Below are 16,871 nucleotides of genomic sequence, written 5' to 3'. Positions count from 1 at the left end.
TCTGATCCGCCGCGCCACCCCCGCCGACGTCCCGGCGTTGGTGGACCTCGTCTACGACCTCGCCGAGTACGAGAAGGCGCGCCACGAGTGCACGCTCACGCTGGAGCAGCTGCGCGCCGCGCTGTTCGGGCCCGCGCCCGCGCTGTTCGCGCACGTGGCGGAGGACGAGACCGGCGTGGTCGGCTGCGCGATCTGGTTCCTGAACTACTCCACCTGGGACGGCGTGCACGGCATCTATCTGGAGGACCTGTACGTCAAGCCCGAGACGCGCGGCAAAGGCTACGGCAAGGCGCTGATCGCGGCCTTGGCGAAAGAGGCCGTCGACAAGAGCTACAGCCGGGTCTCCTGGTCGGTGCTCACCTGGAACACGCCGTCCATCGACTTCTACCGCTCGATCGGAGCCGTCGAACAGGACGAGTGGGTCGGGTACCGGCTGGCGGGCGGCGAGCTGGTGAAGCTGGCCGCCGAAGCGTCCTGAGCCCGCGCGGAGCATCGGTGCTGATCGACACACCCGATCGCTGGCCCGCCGACGCCGAGGAGGCGATGGCGATCCAGGATTCGCTGCGCCCGCTCGTGGTCGCCGCGAATCCCCAGCCGCCGCAATTCGGGACAGTCGCCGGGCTCGACTCGGCCTACGACGACGAGAGCGGCGTGGTCGCCGCGGCCGTCGTCGTGCTCGACGCCGCGACCCTCGCGACGGTCGACACCGCCGTCGCGCACGGCGCGGTGAGCTTCCCGTACGTGCCGGGCCTGCTCGCCTTCCGCGAGCTGCCCACCACCCTCGGCGTGCTCGAAAGACTCGGCGCCGCACCGGATCTGCTGATCTGCGACGCCCAGGGACTGGCCCACCCGCGCCGCTTCGGGCTGGCCTGCCACGTCGGCGTGCTGGCCGGGGTGCCGACGATCGGGGTCGCCAAGAACGCGTGGGGCGACTACGCCGAGCCGGGTCCGGAGCGCGGCGACGCGTCGGATCTGGTCATCGATGGCGAGGTGGTCGGCAGGGCGCTGCGCACCAGGACGGGCGTGAAGCCGGTCTTCGTCTCGGTCGGGCACCTGATCGATCTCGACACCGCCTGCGCGCAGGTGCTCGCGCTCACGCCGCAGTACCGCCAGCCCGAGACCACCCGCAGGGCCGACGCGCTGTGCCGGCAGGCGCTGCGCGCGGCGATCGCGGCCGCGCGTTAGACGCGGCAGGGCGGCGTCCGGCTAGTCCGGCGCCACCCCGTAGTCCCTGGCCATCCAGCGCGTCGAGGACGGCACGAACAGCAGGATCAGCGCGGCGACCACGACGACGCCGAGCAGGGCGCCGTACACCGGCTGGTGCGAATCGGTGAGCAGCGACCACGCCACGGGAAGCAGCAGGATCTGGGCGATGACGGCGATGGCCCGGCCCCAGCGGTGGCCGAGCAGCAGCCCGACGCCCGCGGCGAGCACCGCGCCGCCGAGGATGCCGAACCACGCCGCGGTGCCGTAGCCGCTGGCCTGCGACTGGTCGTGACCGAGCAGCCCGCGCACCACGAGCACGATCGCCACCGTCACCGCGACCGCACCCTCCAGCGCGACCAGTCCGCCCGCGCCGCGGACCGTCGCGGGAACCGTGTCCGCCGAAACCTCTGCCTTGCCGCTTTCCGCCACGCGCCAAGCCTACGACGCGTCGTAGGGTGCGCCCGGTCACGGCCGCGCCCGCCGTCGCGTCCTGGCGTACCCCGGTCGTGCGCCCGCTGCCGGCGAACGCGATCCGCCGCGCCTACTAGGCTGCGAACGTGCGGACGTTGCTGATCGTGAACCCGAATGCCACCTCGACCACACCGGCGACCCGAGACCTACTGGCCCATGCTTTGGAGAGCCGCACTCAGCTGACCGTTGCGCACACCCAGCATCGCGGCCACGCGGCCGAACTGGCCCAGTGGGCATCGACCAACGAGATGGACCTGATCGTCGTGCACGGCGGCGATGGGACAGTAAACGAGACCATCAACGGTTTCCTCCCGCTGCCCGAACTGAACGATGGACAGGCGTGGATTCCCCGGCTCGGTGTGATCCCCGGCGGCTCGGCGAATGTGTTCGCCAGAGCGCTCGGCATCTCGCCCGATCCGGTGACCGCGACCAACCAGTTGATCGACCTGCTGACCCTGGAACACGATCGCACCATCGGCCTCGGTCTCGCCGACGACCGCTGGTTCACGTTCAGCGCGGGCGTCGGGCTCGACGCCGACGTGTGCGAGGCCATCGACGCCAGTCGCGCCAAAGGCCACGCCGCCACTCCCGGTCGATATGTTCGAACAACTGTGCGACAATTCTTTCGCGCGAAGCGTCGGGAACCGGACATTCGCATCGAAATTCCGGGGCACGAAGTAGTTGACGAGGTGCACTACGCGTTCGTCACGAACGCCAGTCCGTGGACGTACCTGAACGCCACTCCGGTGCGCACCAACCCCGGCACGAGCTTCGAAACGGGCCTCGGGCTGTTCGCCGTCCGATCCATGGCGGTGCTGCCCACACTGATGCTCGCCCGGCAACTCCTGTCCGAAAACGGAAATCCCAAGTCCCGCAATTTGTTTCGTGAAGACGACGTGCCTTCGGTGCGTATCGAGACCAAGCAGCCCATCGGCCTGCAAATCGATGGCGACTTTATCGGGAAGCGCAACGTGGTGGATTTCACGGCGGTCCCCGACGTGCTCGAAGTGGTCGCGCCGCAGCCTCGCCGCTGACGAAACGCCGCGAAAAACTCGCGGTTGTGCTGCGAAAACCACATAGAGCGAGTACAAAGGACCGGGCAGGTCCCCCTTGGGGACACCTCGATGGCGTGAGCTTCCCCACGGTGCACCGGATACCTATTGACATCTACGGTGTTCGTGAAAGCATTCACAAGCAACCGTGCGGAAACATTCGAGTCGCACAAGTGAACGATCCACTAACGACAGGCGCCCTTTGCGGCGCCCAGCAAAGGAGCAGAGGAATGGACTGGCGCCACAAGGCCATCTGTCGCGATGAGGACCCCGAACTGTTCTTCCCGGTGGGTAACAGTGGTCCTGCGCTCGCGCAGATTGCCGATGCCAAGCTGGTCTGCGCTCGCTGCCCCGTTACTGCCGACTGCCTGTCCTGGGCCCTGAAGTCCGGACAAGACGCCGGCGTGTGGGGTGGTATGAGCGAGGACGAGCGCAGGGCGCTCAAGCGTCGCAACGCGCGCACCCGCACCCGCACTGTCGTCTGACAAGACGACCGGCCTTACCGGGCCTTGTCCAGCCCGGCCCGGTAAAGCATTCAGCCCGGCACCCTAGAGGTGCCGGGCTCTATTGTTTTGCCGCGACTTCGTCGCGGCGGTTCGCGGCCCTTAGTGTCTCGCGCCCGAGCGACCGAGACTTGCGACTGCGTCGCGTGCGCTTCGGTCGCTCGGGCGCGAGACGGCCGCGAACGCTGATGCTCGATCTCGCTTCGCTCGAAACCTGTTGTTGGACAGGCTTATTGTGGTGGTTGCGGGGCGATGGACGGTGACACGCCAGAAGTGTGCCGGGACACGCCGACATATCGGGAGATCTTCGTCACATGACGGTAGGCGGTCGAGGGATTGGGTGGCCTCGTTGCGCCTCCTGCAAGGCCCGTGAACGCCAACGGAAACCGCGGGTCAGCCGACCAAAATCGCAGGTCAGCGGCCGGAACGACGGCCCAATGGGACTCGGAGGACGGCGTCCGTTCCCACGTCCGCGCCGGGGTGCAGGCCGATGGAGCCGCCGAGTTCCGCGGTCACCAGGGTGCGCACGATCTGCAGGCCGAGGCGGTCGGAGGCCTCCAGGCTGAAGCCGGGTGGGAGGCCGCGGCCGTCGTCGCTGATGATCACGTCGAGCCAGCGTGCGGAACGCTCGGAACGGATCGTCACGGTGCCGGTCTGGCCGGAGTCGAAGGCGTGCTCGATGGCGTTCTGCACCAGCTCGGTCAGCACCATCACCAGCGGGGTGGCGCGTTCGGCGGAGAACACGCCGAGCGAACCCGCGCGGCGCACCTTGATCCGGGTGGTGTGCACGGTCGCGACATCGGCCATGATCGGCAGCAGCCGGTCGACGACCTCGTCCAGATCGACCTCTTCGTCCACCGACATCGACAGCATCTCGTGCACCGAGGCGATCGAGGTCACCCTGCGCACCGACTCGGTCAGCGCGACCTGCGCCTCCTCGTTCTCGGTGCGCCTGGCCTGCAAACGGAGCAGCGCGGCGACGGTCTGCAAGTTGTTCTTCACCCGGTGGTGGATCTCGCGGATCGTCGCGTCCTTGGACAACAGCGCGCGGTCGCGCCGCTTCACCTCGGTGACGTCGCGGACCAGCACGGCGGCGCCCGCGAGCTCGCCGTGCGGGCGCAGCACGAGGGTCCGCAGCAGCACGGTGGCGCCGCGCGCTTCGACCTCCATGCGCCGCCCGGTGCGCCCGGCCAGCGCGGCCTGGATGTCGCCGACGACCTCTTGGGCGTCGAACGGGTCGGTGATCAGCGAGCGGGTGGTGACGGCCAGATCCTGTCCGGCCAGATCGCTCTGCAAGCCCATCCTGTGATAGGCCGAGAGCGCGTTCGGGCTGGCGTAGACGACCGTGCCGTCGGTGTCGAGCCGGATGAAGCCGTCGCCCGCGCGCGGGCTGGAGTGCGTGGCGGCCCGGTCCTCGGTGGTCGGAAAGCTGCCGTCGGCGATCATCTGGCACAGGTCGTCGGCGCACGCGACATAGGCGATCTCGAGGGTGCTGCGAACCCGGGAGCGCTGCATGTCGGTGTCGCGGGAGAGCACTGCGATCACGTCGTCCCCGCAGCGCACCGGGATGGCCTCGCGGATCGCGTGCACGGGGTGCGGGTGATAGACGCCCTGCGCCTCCACATCGCTGTCGGCGCGCACGATCTTGCCGGTCGTCAACGCGTCGAAGACCTGCGGGTGATCGGCCTGGACGGCGGTGGTGCCGACCAGATCCTCCACGTGCACGGTGGCTGCCGTGGTGGGGCGGCACTGGGCGACACAGACGATGTCCGCGCCTTCGACCACCGGTCCGGCGCCGACCCACAGCAGCAGATCAGCGAAGGACAGGTCGGCGAGCAGCTGCCAATCTCCTACCACCCGTTGCAGGTGATCCACGGCGACGCCGGGGAGGTCGGTGTGTTCGGCAAGAAGCTCGCTCAGTGTCGCCACGTTCGGTCTACCGCTTCGCGCTAGGAGACGACGGCGATGAGATCGCCCTGCTGTAGGACCTGGCCCGGCTTCACCGCGATGGAGGTGACCTCGCCGCCGTTCTCGGTGATGACCGGGATCTCCATCTTCATCGACTCCAGCAGGATCAGCGTCTGGTCGACCTCGACGTGATCGCCCACAGCCACCTCGACGGTAAGGACCGTGGACACCATCTCCGCGCGCACTTCCTCAGCCATGACACCTCATTCACTCGGTTGATCGGGCGGCTCCGCCGGACCTCCGACGGCGACGCCGCACCGCGCCTGTATCCGCTGAAGGTACAGCCAACCACACGTGAAAGAATGACCTTCAATCAGAAGGGAGACTACCTATGGGTAAGCGCGGACGTAAGAAGCGCAGCCGCAAGGGAAACGCGGCCAACCACGGCAAGCGGCCCAACGCCTGAGCTGTAGCGCACGAAACGACCGAGCGGCACGCTCCCCATGGGGAAGAGCGTGCCGCTCGGTCGTTTTCGGGTGGTCAGGCCTCGGTGGTGTCGGACCTGATCACCGTGATCGACTTGTGGATCTCCAGAGTCAGCCGGTCGCGCAACGAGTCCGGCGCCTTGTCGCCGCCGCACTTGCGGCTGAGCAGACTCTTGATCTTCTCCTCGATGCCGTACGCCTCGATGCACGGCGAGCAGTGATCCATGTGATGCTGCAGACGAGCGCGGGTCGCGTCGTCGCATTCACCGTCCAGTATGAGCCAGACGTCGGCTAGTACCGCCGTGCAGTCGAGCTCCATGTCGGGGTCCCGCTCCACACTCACTGCTTGACCTCCTGGCGCTCGCTGCGGTTGAACCCCCGTTCGCGCGCCACGTCGGCGAGCAAACCCTTCAGTTGCTTGCGGCCGCGGTGCAGCCGGGACATCACCGTACCGATGGGAGTGCCCATGATGTCGGCGATTTCCTTGTACGGGAAGCCTTCGACGTCCGCGTAGTACACCGCCATACGAAACTCTTCCGGCAGTTCCTGCAGCGCGGCCTTGATGTCGTCGTCCGGCAGGGCGTCGAGCGCCTCGACCTCGGCCGAGCGCAGGCCGGTCGAGCTGTGCTCCGCGGTGGCGGCCAGCTGCCAGTCGGTGATCTCGTCGGTCGGGTACTGCGCGGGCTGGCGCTGCTTCTTGCGGTAGGAGTTGATGTAGGTGTTCGTCAGGATCCGGTACAGCCAGGCGCGGAGGTTGGTGCCTTCCTTGAAGGACTTGAACCCCTGGAACGCCTTGACGTAGGTCTCCTGCACGAGGTCCTCGGCGTCGGCCGGGTTCCTGGTCATACGCAGCGCCGCGCCGTAGAGCTGGTCGAGCAGCGGGAGCGCGTCCCGCTCGAAACGCTGCGCCAGCTCGGCATCATCGACCGCGGTGCCGACCTCGCCGTCGTCGTGCACCACGCCTTCGTCGCTCGTCACACCTGTCCCTTCGATAGCTGTACCTGCCAAATCTACCGGCAAGTCCAGATCGGAGGGGAACCCGGCTTTCGTCGGCGACGCGACGGTCCACACCGGACGTTCGTCGAGCAGAACGGACACCGACATCTCCTTCACGTCGTCCCTCGTACTGTTCGTCCGGCGCGACGGCGGTCCGCCGCGCCTGTATCGCATGCAACATGCCCGACTCACGCTGTGTTCCCGCATCCGGCGCGCCGTGGTTTCCCGCGCGGCCACCGCCCGGGAAAACGAGTTGCGGCGAGGGCGCCGAGCGCCGTTAATCTGTCGCCCATGGCAGGCGCCTCGACCCCCGCGATCCGCACCCTGGCCAAGGCGAGCATCGCGCACCGCGTGCACTCCTACGCCCACGATCCGCGCGCCGACTCCTACGGCGCCGAGGCCGTCGACGCGTTGGCCGCCGAGCTCGGCGTGACCGCGGCGCAGGTCTTCAAGACCCTGATCATCGAATTGTCGACGGGTGTGCTCGCCGTCGCGGTGCTTCCGGTGCCGAACACCCTCTCGCTCAAGGCCGCCGCCGCGGCGCTTGGTGCACCGAAGGCAGCCATGGCCGACAAGACCAAGGCCGAACGCACCACGGGCTACGTGCTCGGCGGCATCTCCCCGCTCGGGCAGCGCAAGCAGTTGCCGACCGTGATCGATGACTCGGCGCTGAGCTGGGACCGCGTGCTGTGCAGCGCGGGCAAGCGTGGGCTGGAGATCGAGCTCGCACCCGCCGACCTCGTCCGCGCCGCGTCAGCGGTCACCGCGCCCATCACGGCCTGAGCGGAGCGCCCGGTCGGCTCCTGTTGGCAGGGCCCCGGGACGCGTCGAGCGCACGAACAGAGCGCATCCATCACGGCCTGAACGATCGGGCCGGTGGGCTCCGCCTCCGGGATTGCGACGAGCGGGCGAGAACGGACCGTATCGGCGAGAAGGACGGCCCAACCGGCGCGCTGGCGGCGTCGAATTGCTTGTGTAACGCCTCGGGCGGCAACGCCGTGAAACCGGCGGGCGCGCCGCCTCTTCTGTGCGTTACTGATCTGTGCGTCACCCGTTCCACGTCGCCGATAGCTGCGTTACCGAACAAGGTCCGATTCGTCCGACCCGAGGATGTGATGCGAAATGTCCCAGCACTACCGTCTGCGCACCGCGATCGTCGCCCTCTCCGGAGCCGCCCTGCTGACCGTCGGCTCCGCCGCGTTGCAGGCGCCCGAGGCCGCCGCCGCGCCGGGCGGCCCGTCCGCGACTCAGGTCGAGGGCCCGTTCGACGGGCTGGCCGATGACGAGTCCGACGACGATCCCTTCGCCGGGCTGTCCGGTGGGAATTCCGACAACAAGTCCGACAACAAGTCCGACGGCAAGTCCGACAAGAAGTCCGGCCTGGACGAGGAGCAGAACGAGCAGTCGGACAAGGCCGAGAAGAACGGCGGGGGCGTCACCTCCGCGATCATCGATCTGATGGCGAACATCATCAAGTGCGGGCTCAACATCGCCACCGACGCGGTGAAATGCAAGCTGTGAGCTACGCGAACCGCCGATAGCGCGACGGCCGGGCGATCACAAGAGGCTGATCTGCCCGGCTTTCTCTCCGCCGCCTCCCGACACCTCGGCGAGTAGTTCGGGGCCGTTGTTCTTCACGCTGTTCACCAGCGGCGACACCGGTCGCGCGACGATGCCCGCCACCGCGTCCACGCTCGGCGTCTCGAGCAGCTCCGCCGGGGCCGGGTGGTCCGGGTCCAGCCAGGCATCCCAGTGCTCGCGCGGCATCGGCAGCGGCATCCGGTCGTGGATGCGGGTCAGGTCGCCGACCGCGTCGGTGGTCAGGATGGTGCAGGACAGCAGCGGCTCGCTGTCGCGCACCGAGCGGTCCCGCCACACCGACCACAGCCCGGCCATGTACAGCAGGGAGCCGTCCGCGTTGGCCATGAAGTACGGGTGCTTGACGGCCTTGCCTTTCGCGCCGCCGATCGGGTCCGGTTCGGTCAGCCACTCGTACCAGCCGTCCATCGGCACCAGGCAGCGCCGGTATTTCACGGCGTCGCGGAACGAGGCGGTGGTGGTCGCCTTGTCCGCGCGGGCGTTGAACAGCGGTTTGCCCTTGGCCGGGACACCGGGCTCGGATGCCTTCGTCCAGGTCGGGATCAGTCCCCAGCGCATGCGCCGGATGCGCAGCGTCGGATCGTCGTCCGGGTGGTCGTGGTCGTGCCGCTCCACCACGGTCAGCACCCGGTTCGTCGGCGCCACGTTGTAGTTCTCGAAACCGCCTCCGCGCGAATCGTTTTCGCTGCCGGTCTCGTCGATCGCGTCCAGCTCGACCGCGAGCCTGCCCGGGTTCGTCGTCGTCGCGTATCGTCCGCACATATCTCCGATACTCCCACCCCACACCGACAAGCTCGGGGACAATCGATACCGAGTGGTGACCTGGTGAGAGTTTTGACCTAGCATTCTCTCAACGGATGGGACGGCCATCACACCCATCCGCTCCGGCACGCGCACCGACCGGCCACCGTAGAGGCAAGAGGAGAGCCCACGTGACAACCACCGAGACCACCCCCGCCACACCCGACACACTGCTGAAGTCTGTCGACCCGGCCACGGGCGAGGTCATCGCCACCTATCCCATCGCCGACGAGGACGCGGTGCGCGCGGCCGTCGCCAAGGCCCGTGCCGCCGCCACCACCTGGGGCGCGCTGAGCTTCGACGAACGCCGCAAGCATCTGCTGCGCTGGTCGAGCCGCTTGGTCGCCGACTCCGAGGAATTCACCGCGCTGATTCACAAGGAGAACGGCAAGCCGCTCGACGACGCGTTCCTGGAGCTGATGCTCGCGCTCGAGCACATCGCCTGGGCGGCCAAGAACGCCAAGAAGCTGCTGTCGCCGAAGAAGGTCTCCCCCGGTGTGCTGATGTCGAACTTCGCCGCCCGTCTCGAGCAGCGCCCGCTCGGCGTCATCGGCGTGATCGGACCGTGGAACTACCCCGTCTACACCCCGAACGGCTCCATCGCCTACGCCCTGGCCGCTGGCAACACCGTGGTGTTCAAGCCGAGCGAATTCTCCACGGGCATCGGCAATTTCCTCGCCGAGGCGTTCAAGAAGGCCAACCCCGAACTGCCCGAGGGCGTCTTCGAGACCATCAACGGTTACGGCGCTACCGGCGCGGCGCTGGTGAAGTCCGGCGTCGACAAGATCGCCTTCACCGGTTCCACCGCGACCGGTAAGCGCATCATGGCCGCGGCCGCCGAGAACCTCACCCCGGTCCTGCTGGAGTGTGGCGGCAAGGACGCGGTGATCGTGGCGGGCGACGCGGACGTCAAGGCCGCGGCCGACGCGGTGGCCTGGGGCGCCACCGCCAACAGCGGCCAGACCTGCGCGGGCGTGGAGCGGGTGTACGTGGACCGCTCGGTGCGCGAGGAATTCGTCGCCGAGGTCAAGCGGATCCTCTCCGATATCAAGCCCGGCTCGGACGACAAGGCGGCCTACGGCCCGATGACCATGCCGAGCCAGATCGATATCGTGCGCCGTCACATCGAGGACGCGCTGAAGAAGGGCGGCACCGCGGTGCTCGGCGGGCCCGAGTCGATCAAGGGTCCGTTCATCGAGCCGGTCGTCCTCGTCGACGTCGACGAGGACTCCGAGGCGGTGGCCGAGGAGACCTTCGGGCCGACCGTCACCATCCGCACCGTCGACGGCGTCGACGAGGCCGTGGAACTGGCCAACAAGTCCAAGTACGGCCTGTCCTCGGCGGTGTACTCGAAGAAGAACGGCCTGGACATCGCGCGCCGGTTGCGCGTCGGCGCCACCTCGGTGAATTCGGTGCTCGCCTTCGCCGCCATCCCCGGTCTGCCGTTCGGCGGGGTCGCCGACTCCGGCATCGGCCGCATCCACGGCGAACCGGGCCTGCGCGAGTTCGTCCGGCCGCATTCGATCGCGGTGCAGCGCTTCACGGTTCCCGGTATGGCGCTGCTCAGCTACACCCGCACCGATTCGACCATGAAGCTGCTGCGCAAGCTGGTTCCGTTCCTGCACGGCAGGCACAAGTAGACAACGCCGGGTATGCGCGAACCGGCCGCAGCGGACGGCTGGTTCGCGCATACCGGCGTGCCCGTCCTCCCGGCACCGATTCGGCCGCAGTTCACGACCGCCGGTGTGTCCGATCACCCGATGGGCCAAGATGGACTGGTGACTTTCTGGCCAGCGCCCCACGTCGATGTCCCGGTACACGCGACCGTCACCCTGCCCGGATCCAAATCGATCACCAATCGCGCACTGATCCTCGCGGCACTCGCCGACGGACCCTCCACGATCACGGGGGCGCTGCGCAGCCGCGACACCGATCTCATGATCGCCGCGCTGCGCGCGCTGGGCACGGACATCGCGGGTGACGCCGAGACGCTGCGCGTCACCCCGGCGACGCTCGGCGGCGGCGCGGTCGATTGCGGCCTCGCGGGCACCGTGATGCGGTTCCTGCCGCCGGTGGCGGCGCTTGCGGTCGGCGATGTGGCCTTCGACGGCGACGCCCAGGCTCGGGTGCGGCCGCTGCGCACCATTCTGGACGCGCTGCGCGGGCTCGGCGCCGACATCGACGGCGACGCGCTGCCGTTCACGGTGCACGGCAAGGGCGCACTGCGCGGCGGGCCGGTCACCATCGACGCCTCCGGATCCTCGCAGTTCGTCTCCGGACTGCTGCTCTCCGCCGCCCGCTTCGACGAGGGCCTGACCGTGCATCACGACGGCAAAGCGCTGCCGTCCATGCCGCACATCGAGATGACGGTGGAAATGCTGCGCCGCGCCGATGTTCGGGTGCAGGCGCCCGCCGACAGCCGCAAGGCGCAGACCTGGGTCGTCGAGCCCGGTCCTGTCCGCGCCGTCGACTGGGACGTGGAACCCGACCTGTCCAACGCCACGCCGTTCCTGGCCGCGGCGGCGGTCACCGGCGGCGAGGTGCGGATTCCGCACTGGCCACGCCTCACCACCCAGCCCGGCGACGTGATCCGCGAGATCCTGGTGCGCATGGGCGCGGAGGCCAGGGTCTTCGACGGTGTGCTCACCGTGCGCGGGCCGGAACGCCTGGCGGGCATCGACATCGACCTGCACGACGTCGGCGAGCTGACCCCGACCGTCGCCGCATTGGCCGCGCTGGCCGACTCCCCGTCCTGGCTGCGCGGCATCGCGCACCTGCGCGGGCACGAGACCGACCGGCTGGCGGCGCTGGCCACCGAGATCAACCGTCTCGGTGGCAAGGTCACCGAGACCGAGGACGGGCTCGAGATCGTGCCCGCACCACTGCACGGCGGCGCCTGGCACTCCTACGCCGACCACCGGATGGCCACCGCGGGCGCGATCCTCGGCCTGAAGGTGCCCGGCGTGGAGATCGAGGACATCGGCACCACCGCCAAGACACTGCCGAATTTCGTCGCGCTGTGGGAGCGGATGCTGAACGACGGAGCTGCGCACTGAGCCGGCCACGACGCTCCGCCGCGGGCTACGACGAATCCGATGTGCGGGTTCGTCCCGGCCGAAGTTCGCGTCCCCGCACCAAGACTCGCCCGCAGCACAACGACGCCGAGGCCGCGATGGTGGTTTCCGTCGACCGCGGGCGCTGGGGCTGCGTGCTGGGCGGCGACCCCGAACGCAGGATCGTGGCCATGCGGGCGCGTGAGCTCGGCCGCACCCCGATCGTGGTCGGCGACCAGGTGGACGTCGTGGGCGATCTGTCCGGCAAACCCGACACCCTGGCCCGCATCGTGCGCGTCGGCGAACGCGGGACGGTGTTGCGCCGCACCGCCGACGACACCGACCCGTTCGAGCGGATCGTGGTCGGCAACGCCGAAAAGCTGTTCATCGTGGTGGCGCTGGCCGACCCGCCGCCGCGCACCGGTTTCGTGGAGCGGTGCATGGTCGCCGCCTACGTCGGCGGGCTGCGTCCGGTGCTGTGCCTCACCAAGCACGATCTGGCCGCCGACTCCGAATTCGCCTCGGCCTTCGACGATCTCGATCTCACGATCGTCTACGGCGGCATCGACGATCCACTCGATCCGGTCCTCGGCCTGCTGACCGACCACCTCACCGCGTTCATCGGGCACTCCGGCGTCGGCAAGTCGACCCTGGTGAATCGCCTTGTGCCGGACGCCGATCGGGCGGTCGGCGAGGTCTCCGGCGTCGGCAAAGGCAAGCACACCTCCACTCAGTCCATCGCGCTGCCGCTGCCCGGCGGCGGCTGGGTGATCGACACACCCGGCGTGCGCTCCTTCGGCCTCGCCCACATCACCCCGGACGACGTCATCCTGGCGTTCAGCGATCTCGCCGAGGCGATCGAGGACTGCCCGCGCGGCTGCACCCACCTCGGGCCGCCCGCGGATCCCGAGTGCGCGCTGGACACGCTGCCCGACAAGGAGCGGCGGGTGGCCGCCATCCGGCGGTTGCTGGTGGCGTTGAACTCCAACGAGCCCTGGTAGCGCTTCCCCCGCTGACGCGCCCTACGGCAGTAGGGTGGACCGGGTGACCCAGGAAGCCGCCGTCGCCGACCTGCTCCGCACCACGCTCGGGCCCCTGCTGCTCGGCGCCTACCGCCACGGTTCGGCCGCGCTCGGCGGGTTGCGGCCGCACAGCGACATCGACGTTCTCGTCGTCACCGATGGGCGTCTGGACAGTGCGCGACGCCGCGCGCTGATGGACGGACTACTGACCGTTTCCGGCGATCCGCGCGTCCCCGGCGCGGGGCGACCGATCGAGCTCAGCACGGTCGCCCAGGCCGATGTGCGGCCGTGGCAGTACCCGCCGACCCTCGATTTCCAGTACGGCGAATGGCTGCGCGACGACTACGAACGGGGCATGCTGCCCACCGCCGCACCGGATCCCGACCTCGCCGTCCTGATCACGATGACCCTCCAGGCCGACTCGCCGCTGCTCGGCCCGCCGCCCGCGGAGCTCCTCGACCCCGTCCCGCCGGAGCATCTGCGCGGCGTGCTGCTCGACGGCGTCACCGACCTGCTCGCCGAACTCGACAGCGACACCCGCAACGTGCTGCTCCGCCTGGCCCGTGTCTGGATGACATTGGAAACGGGCGAGATTCGCGCCAAATCCGAGGCCGCGAGCTGGGCCCTCGACCGGCTCCCCACCGAACACCGGCCGGCGCTCGCGCACGCCCGCGCGGTCTACGTTGGGGACGCCGAGGACGTGTGGGCCGACCGACTACCGCAGGCGCACGACACCGCGTCCGCGCTCGTCAGCGAAATACTTCAGTACAGCGCGTGAATCGCGTATAAGCGCCGAGCACGTCGCCGTCGGGGCGGGCAGTTCGCGCTCTTGTCGGAGCGTTCGGATCGAACGCCGCACGACGCCGTGGTCACTGAACGTCCGGCTGCCCCGGCGCGAACGGCCACTCCTCGAAGTGGACGCAGCGACCGGAATCGTCCAAGCGGATGACCCACAGGTCACGCCAGCGCGCGGGATCGTCCCGCTCGTATTCGACCTGCACACGGACCACGGCCGTGTCGCCGTCCACCGCGACGAGGTCGAAGGTCATCGCGAACGGCTCGTCCGCTCCGTCCCGGCCTGCTTCCCAGAACTCGGCCAGCGCCGCGCGGCCGACAATCGGCTCCGCCCAGGGAGACACCACATAGTGGGTGTCGGCGGCGAACAGCTCAGCGAGAGCGTCGGTGCCCGATGTGCGCCAAGCCCGTTCATAGCCCGCCACCCATGCGCGAACCGTATCGCGATCCATGCCGCAGACGGTACTCCCGCGGCGGGCGAAAGCGCCGAATATTCGCTTCGGCCTATCCCCGATCAACTGGACCGCCCAATCTGACCCACATTTCGCGTCGGTCGCTCGACAACGAAACACTCAGGTGCCCCGGAAAAACCCGGACGCCTCTCGTCGTGCGATCTCGATACGGCGCGTACTCCGAATCGGACGGGCCGTGCACTGGCGTACCGCCCGGTTTTCCCCGCTGGCAGCGGGGCCGACGCCACCCTCCAACGGCGTGTCCGGACCGTGGTGAGGATGCCCGCCGGAGTATCACCTTCGGCGGTTGCGTCGCGCTGTTGAGCAGCGCGGCCGACGAGATGGCCGAGAGCACGGAGAAGCGGACCTCTGCCGCGCCTGCGGGTTCGGAGGTTCGCGACGGGAAGTTCGGTTTCGTCGTCACCCGCGTCGATCCGCCCGTCGCCTCGGTCGGTGACAACGAGTTCCTGAAGAAGGAGGCTCAGGGCGAATACATCCTGGTGTACGTCGACGTCACCAACACGGCCGACAAACCGCAGACCTACTTCGGCGACAACCAGAAACTGGTGGACGACCAAGGACGCCTGTACACCAACGACACCGCGGCCGAGCTGAACCTCGATAAAGATCTGGCGGCGGAGATCAACCCCGGCAACAAGATCTCGGTGATCCTCGCCTTCGACGTCCCGAAAGGCACCGTCCCGGCCGCCATCGAATTCCACGACTCGGCTTTCTCCGGCGGCGCCCGAGTCGCACTGGGGTGATCGACTGAAGACGACGAAGGCGCCCCGGGAAACCTCTGGGCGCCTTCGGTTCTGGCAAGTTCAGGCGCGCAAGACGGTGACCGTTCGGCCGGCGGGTGTTGTCGCCTCGGAGAACACGGTGCGACGATCGATCGGCTCGGCTGCGGAGCGGCGGTCGAAGATCACCAGTACTCCGGTGCTCAATTCGAAACGGTCCAGGTACCCGTCGAGCTGGCCGAGGCCGACGGCGAGTGGATCGGTTTCCCTGTCCCGCCAGACTTTCAGCTCCAACGCCTCGCGCTGCCACGCCCGGCGGCCGTTCGCGTCTGTATAGGGCTGGCGGACGAGCAGATCGATACGTCCGCGGCCGACTCCGTATTCCCGGTCGATGTAGCCGCCGCCGTTGACGATTCGGTGCAGAAACGCCATCATCACCAGCTGCGCGGCCGCTTCGTGGTAGCCCTGTTGGGCAGCGAGGACCTCACCGTTCAGTTTCCAGAACGCGGCGAATTCGGTGAGCAGGCGGGGGAAGTCGAGGCGGCCGTCCGGCATCCGGAAGCTGCTCGGCTCGAGGAGCACGTTGTTCTCGATCGCCGATCCCAGCACCCGGAGGATGACTTCCTTGTAGATCGGGTTGGCGACGCGGACCGGTCGATCGTCTGCGATGAGGCCGAGATCCCGGACGTAGGAGACGGCATCGTTGAAGGTGAGATCCGCATCCAGCAACGTGCCCGCGATCAGCGGTTCGATGACCATCCGCACACGGTCCTCACCCAGTTTCGAGACCAGCGAATCCAGGTGGGTGGCACGCGCGACGATCAACCGCTCCTTGGCTTCGTCGATGTGGTCGTCGGTGATCGTGGTTCGCACCCGCATCTTGTCGATGACCTCGGCCGCAATGGCGTTGACGAGCCAGGGCTGACCTTGGGTGTAGTAGTAGGCGAGATCGACTGCGCGGGCGGTGAACTTCTGCCCGGTTTCCTCGGTGTGCTGCTCATACAGCTCGGCCACCTCGGCATGGGTGAAGTCGCCGATGCGCACCGATTCGACCTTGATGTTGAATGGGCTGGCGGATCCGAGTCGCGACGGGTCGCCTCCGGAAGCCACCTTGTAGTCTCGGACGTCGCGCAGCCCGCACAGCACGACCGCATGCACGAATTCGTCCCGTTCATCGGTGTAGCCGTCCCGCAGCTGCCTTAGCACGCTGCGCAGGCTCTCGCCCCGGATTGCGTCGATCTCGTCGAAGAACAAAACCAGCGGCCGAGGACAACGGACGGTCCACGCGGTGAGTGCGACGGTGAGGCGGTTGCCCAGCTTGGCCTCTGGCCACGGGTCGGGGGGTAACAACTCGGGAGCGAACCCACGCGCCATGGCCCGTTTGCTTATCACATCCAGCAGGACTTGCTCTACGACGTCGACGTCATCACCGAAGGGTTCGGCAGACTCGCAAGAAAAGCGCAACGCAAGGTACTCCCCCTCTTCGGTCAACTCCCGCGCCAGTTCCGCCAGACTGGTCGTCTTCCCGGACTGTCGCGGCGCGTGCAGGACGAAGTACTGCCCACGGTCGATGAACCGGCGAGCATCGGGCAGCCGCTCGGCGGCGGGGAGCATGTAATGCCGTTTCGGGTCGCAGGGCCCCGTGGTGTTGAAGTACCGCAATGCAAGTCCTTCCCCTCCTGGCCGCTGGAGTCACCTCACTCGCGGGTTCGACCAGCACACACTACTTGCGAGCCCTGACGAACGGCACCGAAGGCAGTGCCTCTCCGATTACGAGAATCCGAATCG

General features: G+C 68.2%; 20 protein-coding genes. 12 read left to right on the top strand and 8 right to left on the bottom strand.

Going from position 1 to position 16,871, the window contains the following annotated elements:
* The first annotated feature begins 1 nt into the window (after position 1).
* Both AC3ERS_RS15310 and AC3ERS_RS15305 read left to right on the top strand, forming a co-directional pair.
* Entirely contained in the window at positions 2–478 is a 477-nt protein-coding gene (locus AC3ERS_RS15310; RefSeq protein ID WP_431968001.1) for a GNAT family N-acetyltransferase, read from the top strand.
* A gap of 17 nt (positions 479–495) precedes the next feature.
* Complete coding sequence (locus AC3ERS_RS15305; RefSeq protein WP_431967855.1) at positions 496–1,185, top strand: endonuclease V; 690 nt, start codon at positions 496–498, stop codon at positions 1,183–1,185.
* 21 nt (positions 1,186–1,206) lie between these two features.
* On the opposite strand, the gene AC3ERS_RS15300 is transcribed toward AC3ERS_RS15305, so the two are convergent.
* The gene (locus AC3ERS_RS15300; protein ID WP_431967853.1) at positions 1,207–1,635 is read right to left on the bottom strand and encodes a hypothetical protein; all 429 of its coding nucleotides are present in this window, start codon (positions 1,633–1,635) and stop codon (positions 1,207–1,209) included.
* Positions 1,636–1,763: 128 nt separating this feature from the next.
* Between AC3ERS_RS15300 and AC3ERS_RS15295 the strand changes: the two genes are divergently transcribed.
* Positions 1,764–2,711, top strand: coding sequence for a diacylglycerol/lipid kinase family protein (locus tag AC3ERS_RS15295; RefSeq protein WP_431967851.1), 948 nt, complete (start codon positions 1,764–1,766; stop codon positions 2,709–2,711).
* 248 nt (positions 2,712–2,959) lie between these two features.
* Positions 2,960–3,214 (top strand): WhiB family transcriptional regulator, encoded by a 255-nt coding sequence (locus AC3ERS_RS15290; protein WP_011211115.1) that lies wholly within the window; start codon positions 2,960–2,962, stop codon positions 3,212–3,214.
* Between the two features lie 432 nt (positions 3,215–3,646).
* Here the strand turns inward: AC3ERS_RS15290 and AC3ERS_RS15285 are convergent, their stop codons facing one another.
* Together AC3ERS_RS15285 and AC3ERS_RS15280 are read right to left on the bottom strand one after the other, a co-directional pair.
* Entirely contained in the window at positions 3,647–5,161 is a 1,515-nt protein-coding gene (locus AC3ERS_RS15285; RefSeq protein WP_431967849.1) for a sensor histidine kinase, read from the bottom strand.
* 20 nt (positions 5,162–5,181) lie between these two features.
* Positions 5,182–5,397 (bottom strand): biotin/lipoyl-binding carrier protein, encoded by a 216-nt coding sequence (locus AC3ERS_RS15280; RefSeq protein WP_431967847.1) that lies wholly within the window; start codon positions 5,395–5,397, stop codon positions 5,182–5,184.
* Positions 5,398–5,531: 134 nt separating this feature from the next.
* On the opposite strand from AC3ERS_RS15280, the gene AC3ERS_RS15275 reads away from it, so the two are divergent.
* A complete protein-coding gene (locus AC3ERS_RS15275) occupies positions 5,532–5,606 on the top strand; it encodes a 50S ribosomal protein bL37 (protein ID WP_022597109.1) in 75 nt (24 codons plus the stop codon).
* 74 nt (positions 5,607–5,680) lie between these two features.
* On the opposite strand, the gene rsrA is transcribed toward AC3ERS_RS15275, so the two are convergent.
* The gene (rsrA, locus tag AC3ERS_RS15270) at positions 5,681–5,944 is read right to left on the bottom strand and encodes a mycothiol system anti-sigma-R factor (protein WP_431967999.1); all 264 of its coding nucleotides are present in this window, start codon (positions 5,942–5,944) and stop codon (positions 5,681–5,683) included.
* 20 nt (positions 5,945–5,964) lie between these two features.
* Positions 5,965–6,729, bottom strand: a complete 765-nt coding sequence (locus AC3ERS_RS15265; protein WP_488186262.1) for a sigma-70 family RNA polymerase sigma factor — start codon at positions 6,727–6,729, stop codon at positions 5,965–5,967.
* 183 nt (positions 6,730–6,912) lie between these two features.
* Here AC3ERS_RS15265 and ybaK point away from each other — a divergent pair, with 183 nt between their 5' ends.
* Both ybaK and AC3ERS_RS15255 read left to right on the top strand, forming a co-directional pair.
* Positions 6,913–7,404, top strand: coding sequence for a Cys-tRNA(Pro) deacylase (ybaK, locus tag AC3ERS_RS15260; protein WP_431967845.1), 492 nt, complete (start codon positions 6,913–6,915; stop codon positions 7,402–7,404).
* A gap of 339 nt (positions 7,405–7,743) precedes the next feature.
* The gene (locus AC3ERS_RS15255) at positions 7,744–8,142 is read left to right on the top strand and encodes a hypothetical protein (RefSeq protein ID WP_431967843.1); all 399 of its coding nucleotides are present in this window, start codon (positions 7,744–7,746) and stop codon (positions 8,140–8,142) included.
* Between the two features lie 36 nt (positions 8,143–8,178).
* Here AC3ERS_RS15255 and AC3ERS_RS15250 read toward each other — a convergent pair whose 3' ends face one another.
* Positions 8,179–8,982 carry an SOS response-associated peptidase gene (locus tag AC3ERS_RS15250; RefSeq protein ID WP_431967841.1) on the bottom strand — a complete coding sequence of 268 codons (804 nt, stop codon included), beginning with the start codon at positions 8,980–8,982 and terminating at the stop codon, positions 8,179–8,181.
* 170 nt (positions 8,983–9,152) lie between these two features.
* Here AC3ERS_RS15250 and AC3ERS_RS15245 point away from each other — a divergent pair, with 170 nt between their 5' ends.
* The 4 genes from AC3ERS_RS15245 to AC3ERS_RS15230 all read left to right on the top strand — a co-directional run bounded on the left by AC3ERS_RS15245 (position 9,153) and on the right by AC3ERS_RS15230 (position 13,874).
* Positions 9,153–10,661: an aldehyde dehydrogenase family protein gene (locus tag AC3ERS_RS15245; RefSeq protein WP_431967839.1), complete on the top strand. Its 1,509-nt coding sequence runs from the start codon at positions 9,153–9,155 to the stop codon at positions 10,659–10,661.
* A gap of 120 nt (positions 10,662–10,781) precedes the next feature.
* The gene (aroA, locus tag AC3ERS_RS15240) at positions 10,782–12,077 is read left to right on the top strand and encodes a 3-phosphoshikimate 1-carboxyvinyltransferase (RefSeq protein ID WP_431967837.1); all 1,296 of its coding nucleotides are present in this window, start codon (positions 10,782–10,784) and stop codon (positions 12,075–12,077) included.
* Positions 12,074–13,075, top strand: coding sequence for a ribosome small subunit-dependent GTPase A (rsgA, locus tag AC3ERS_RS15235; RefSeq protein ID WP_431967996.1), 1,002 nt, complete (start codon positions 12,074–12,076; stop codon positions 13,073–13,075). The genes aroA and rsgA overlap by 4 nt, the downstream gene beginning before the upstream one ends.
* Positions 13,076–13,118: 43 nt before the next feature.
* Entirely contained in the window at positions 13,119–13,874 is a 756-nt protein-coding gene (locus AC3ERS_RS15230; protein WP_431967835.1) for an aminoglycoside adenylyltransferase family protein, read from the top strand.
* 91 nt (positions 13,875–13,965) lie between these two features.
* On the opposite strand, the gene AC3ERS_RS15225 is transcribed toward AC3ERS_RS15230, so the two are convergent.
* Positions 13,966–14,343, bottom strand: a complete 378-nt coding sequence (locus AC3ERS_RS15225) for a nuclear transport factor 2 family protein (RefSeq protein ID WP_431967833.1) — start codon at positions 14,341–14,343, stop codon at positions 13,966–13,968.
* Positions 14,344–14,663: 320 nt separating this feature from the next.
* Here AC3ERS_RS15225 and AC3ERS_RS15220 point away from each other — a divergent pair, with 320 nt between their 5' ends.
* Complete coding sequence (locus AC3ERS_RS15220) at positions 14,664–15,107, top strand: DUF4352 domain-containing protein (protein WP_431967831.1); 444 nt, start codon at positions 14,664–14,666, stop codon at positions 15,105–15,107.
* Between the two features lie 60 nt (positions 15,108–15,167).
* Here AC3ERS_RS15220 and AC3ERS_RS15215 read toward each other — a convergent pair whose 3' ends face one another.
* Positions 15,168–16,745 (bottom strand): ATP-binding protein, encoded by a 1,578-nt coding sequence (locus tag AC3ERS_RS15215; RefSeq protein ID WP_431967829.1) that lies wholly within the window; start codon positions 16,743–16,745, stop codon positions 15,168–15,170.
* Positions 16,746–16,871 lie beyond the last annotated feature (126 nt).

The sequence above is a fragment of the Nocardia sp. bgisy134 genome, assembly GCF_057708325.1.
This window is presented reverse-complemented; position numbering and strand designations above follow the sequence as displayed.

Excerpts from the sequence above, each read along its gene's own strand:
- AC3ERS_RS15290 (WP_011211115.1), top strand. The coding sequence starts at position 2,960 with ATGGACTGGCGCCACAAGGCCATCTGTCGCGATGAGGACCCCGAACTG.
- AC3ERS_RS15280 (WP_431967847.1), bottom strand. The coding sequence starts at position 5,397 with ATGGCTGAGGAAGTGCGCGCGGAGATGGTGTCCACGGTCCTTACCGTC.
- rsrA (WP_431967999.1), bottom strand. The coding sequence starts at position 5,944 with ATGGAGCTCGACTGCACGGCGGTACTAGCCGACGTCTGGCTCATACTG.
- AC3ERS_RS15265 (WP_488186262.1), bottom strand. The coding sequence starts at position 6,729 with ATGTCGGTGTCCGTTCTGCTCGACGAACGTCCGGTGTGGACCGTCGCG.
- ybaK (WP_431967845.1), top strand. The coding sequence starts at position 6,913 with ATGGCAGGCGCCTCGACCCCCGCGATCCGCACCCTGGCCAAGGCGAGC.
- AC3ERS_RS15255 (WP_431967843.1), top strand. The coding sequence starts at position 7,744 with ATGTCCCAGCACTACCGTCTGCGCACCGCGATCGTCGCCCTCTCCGGA.
- AC3ERS_RS15250 (WP_431967841.1), bottom strand. The coding sequence starts at position 8,982 with ATGTGCGGACGATACGCGACGACGACGAACCCGGGCAGGCTCGCGGTC.
- aroA (WP_431967837.1), top strand. The coding sequence starts at position 10,782 with ATGGGCCAAGATGGACTGGTGACTTTCTGGCCAGCGCCCCACGTCGAT.
- AC3ERS_RS15225 (WP_431967833.1), bottom strand. The coding sequence starts at position 14,343 with ATGGATCGCGATACGGTTCGCGCATGGGTGGCGGGCTATGAACGGGCT.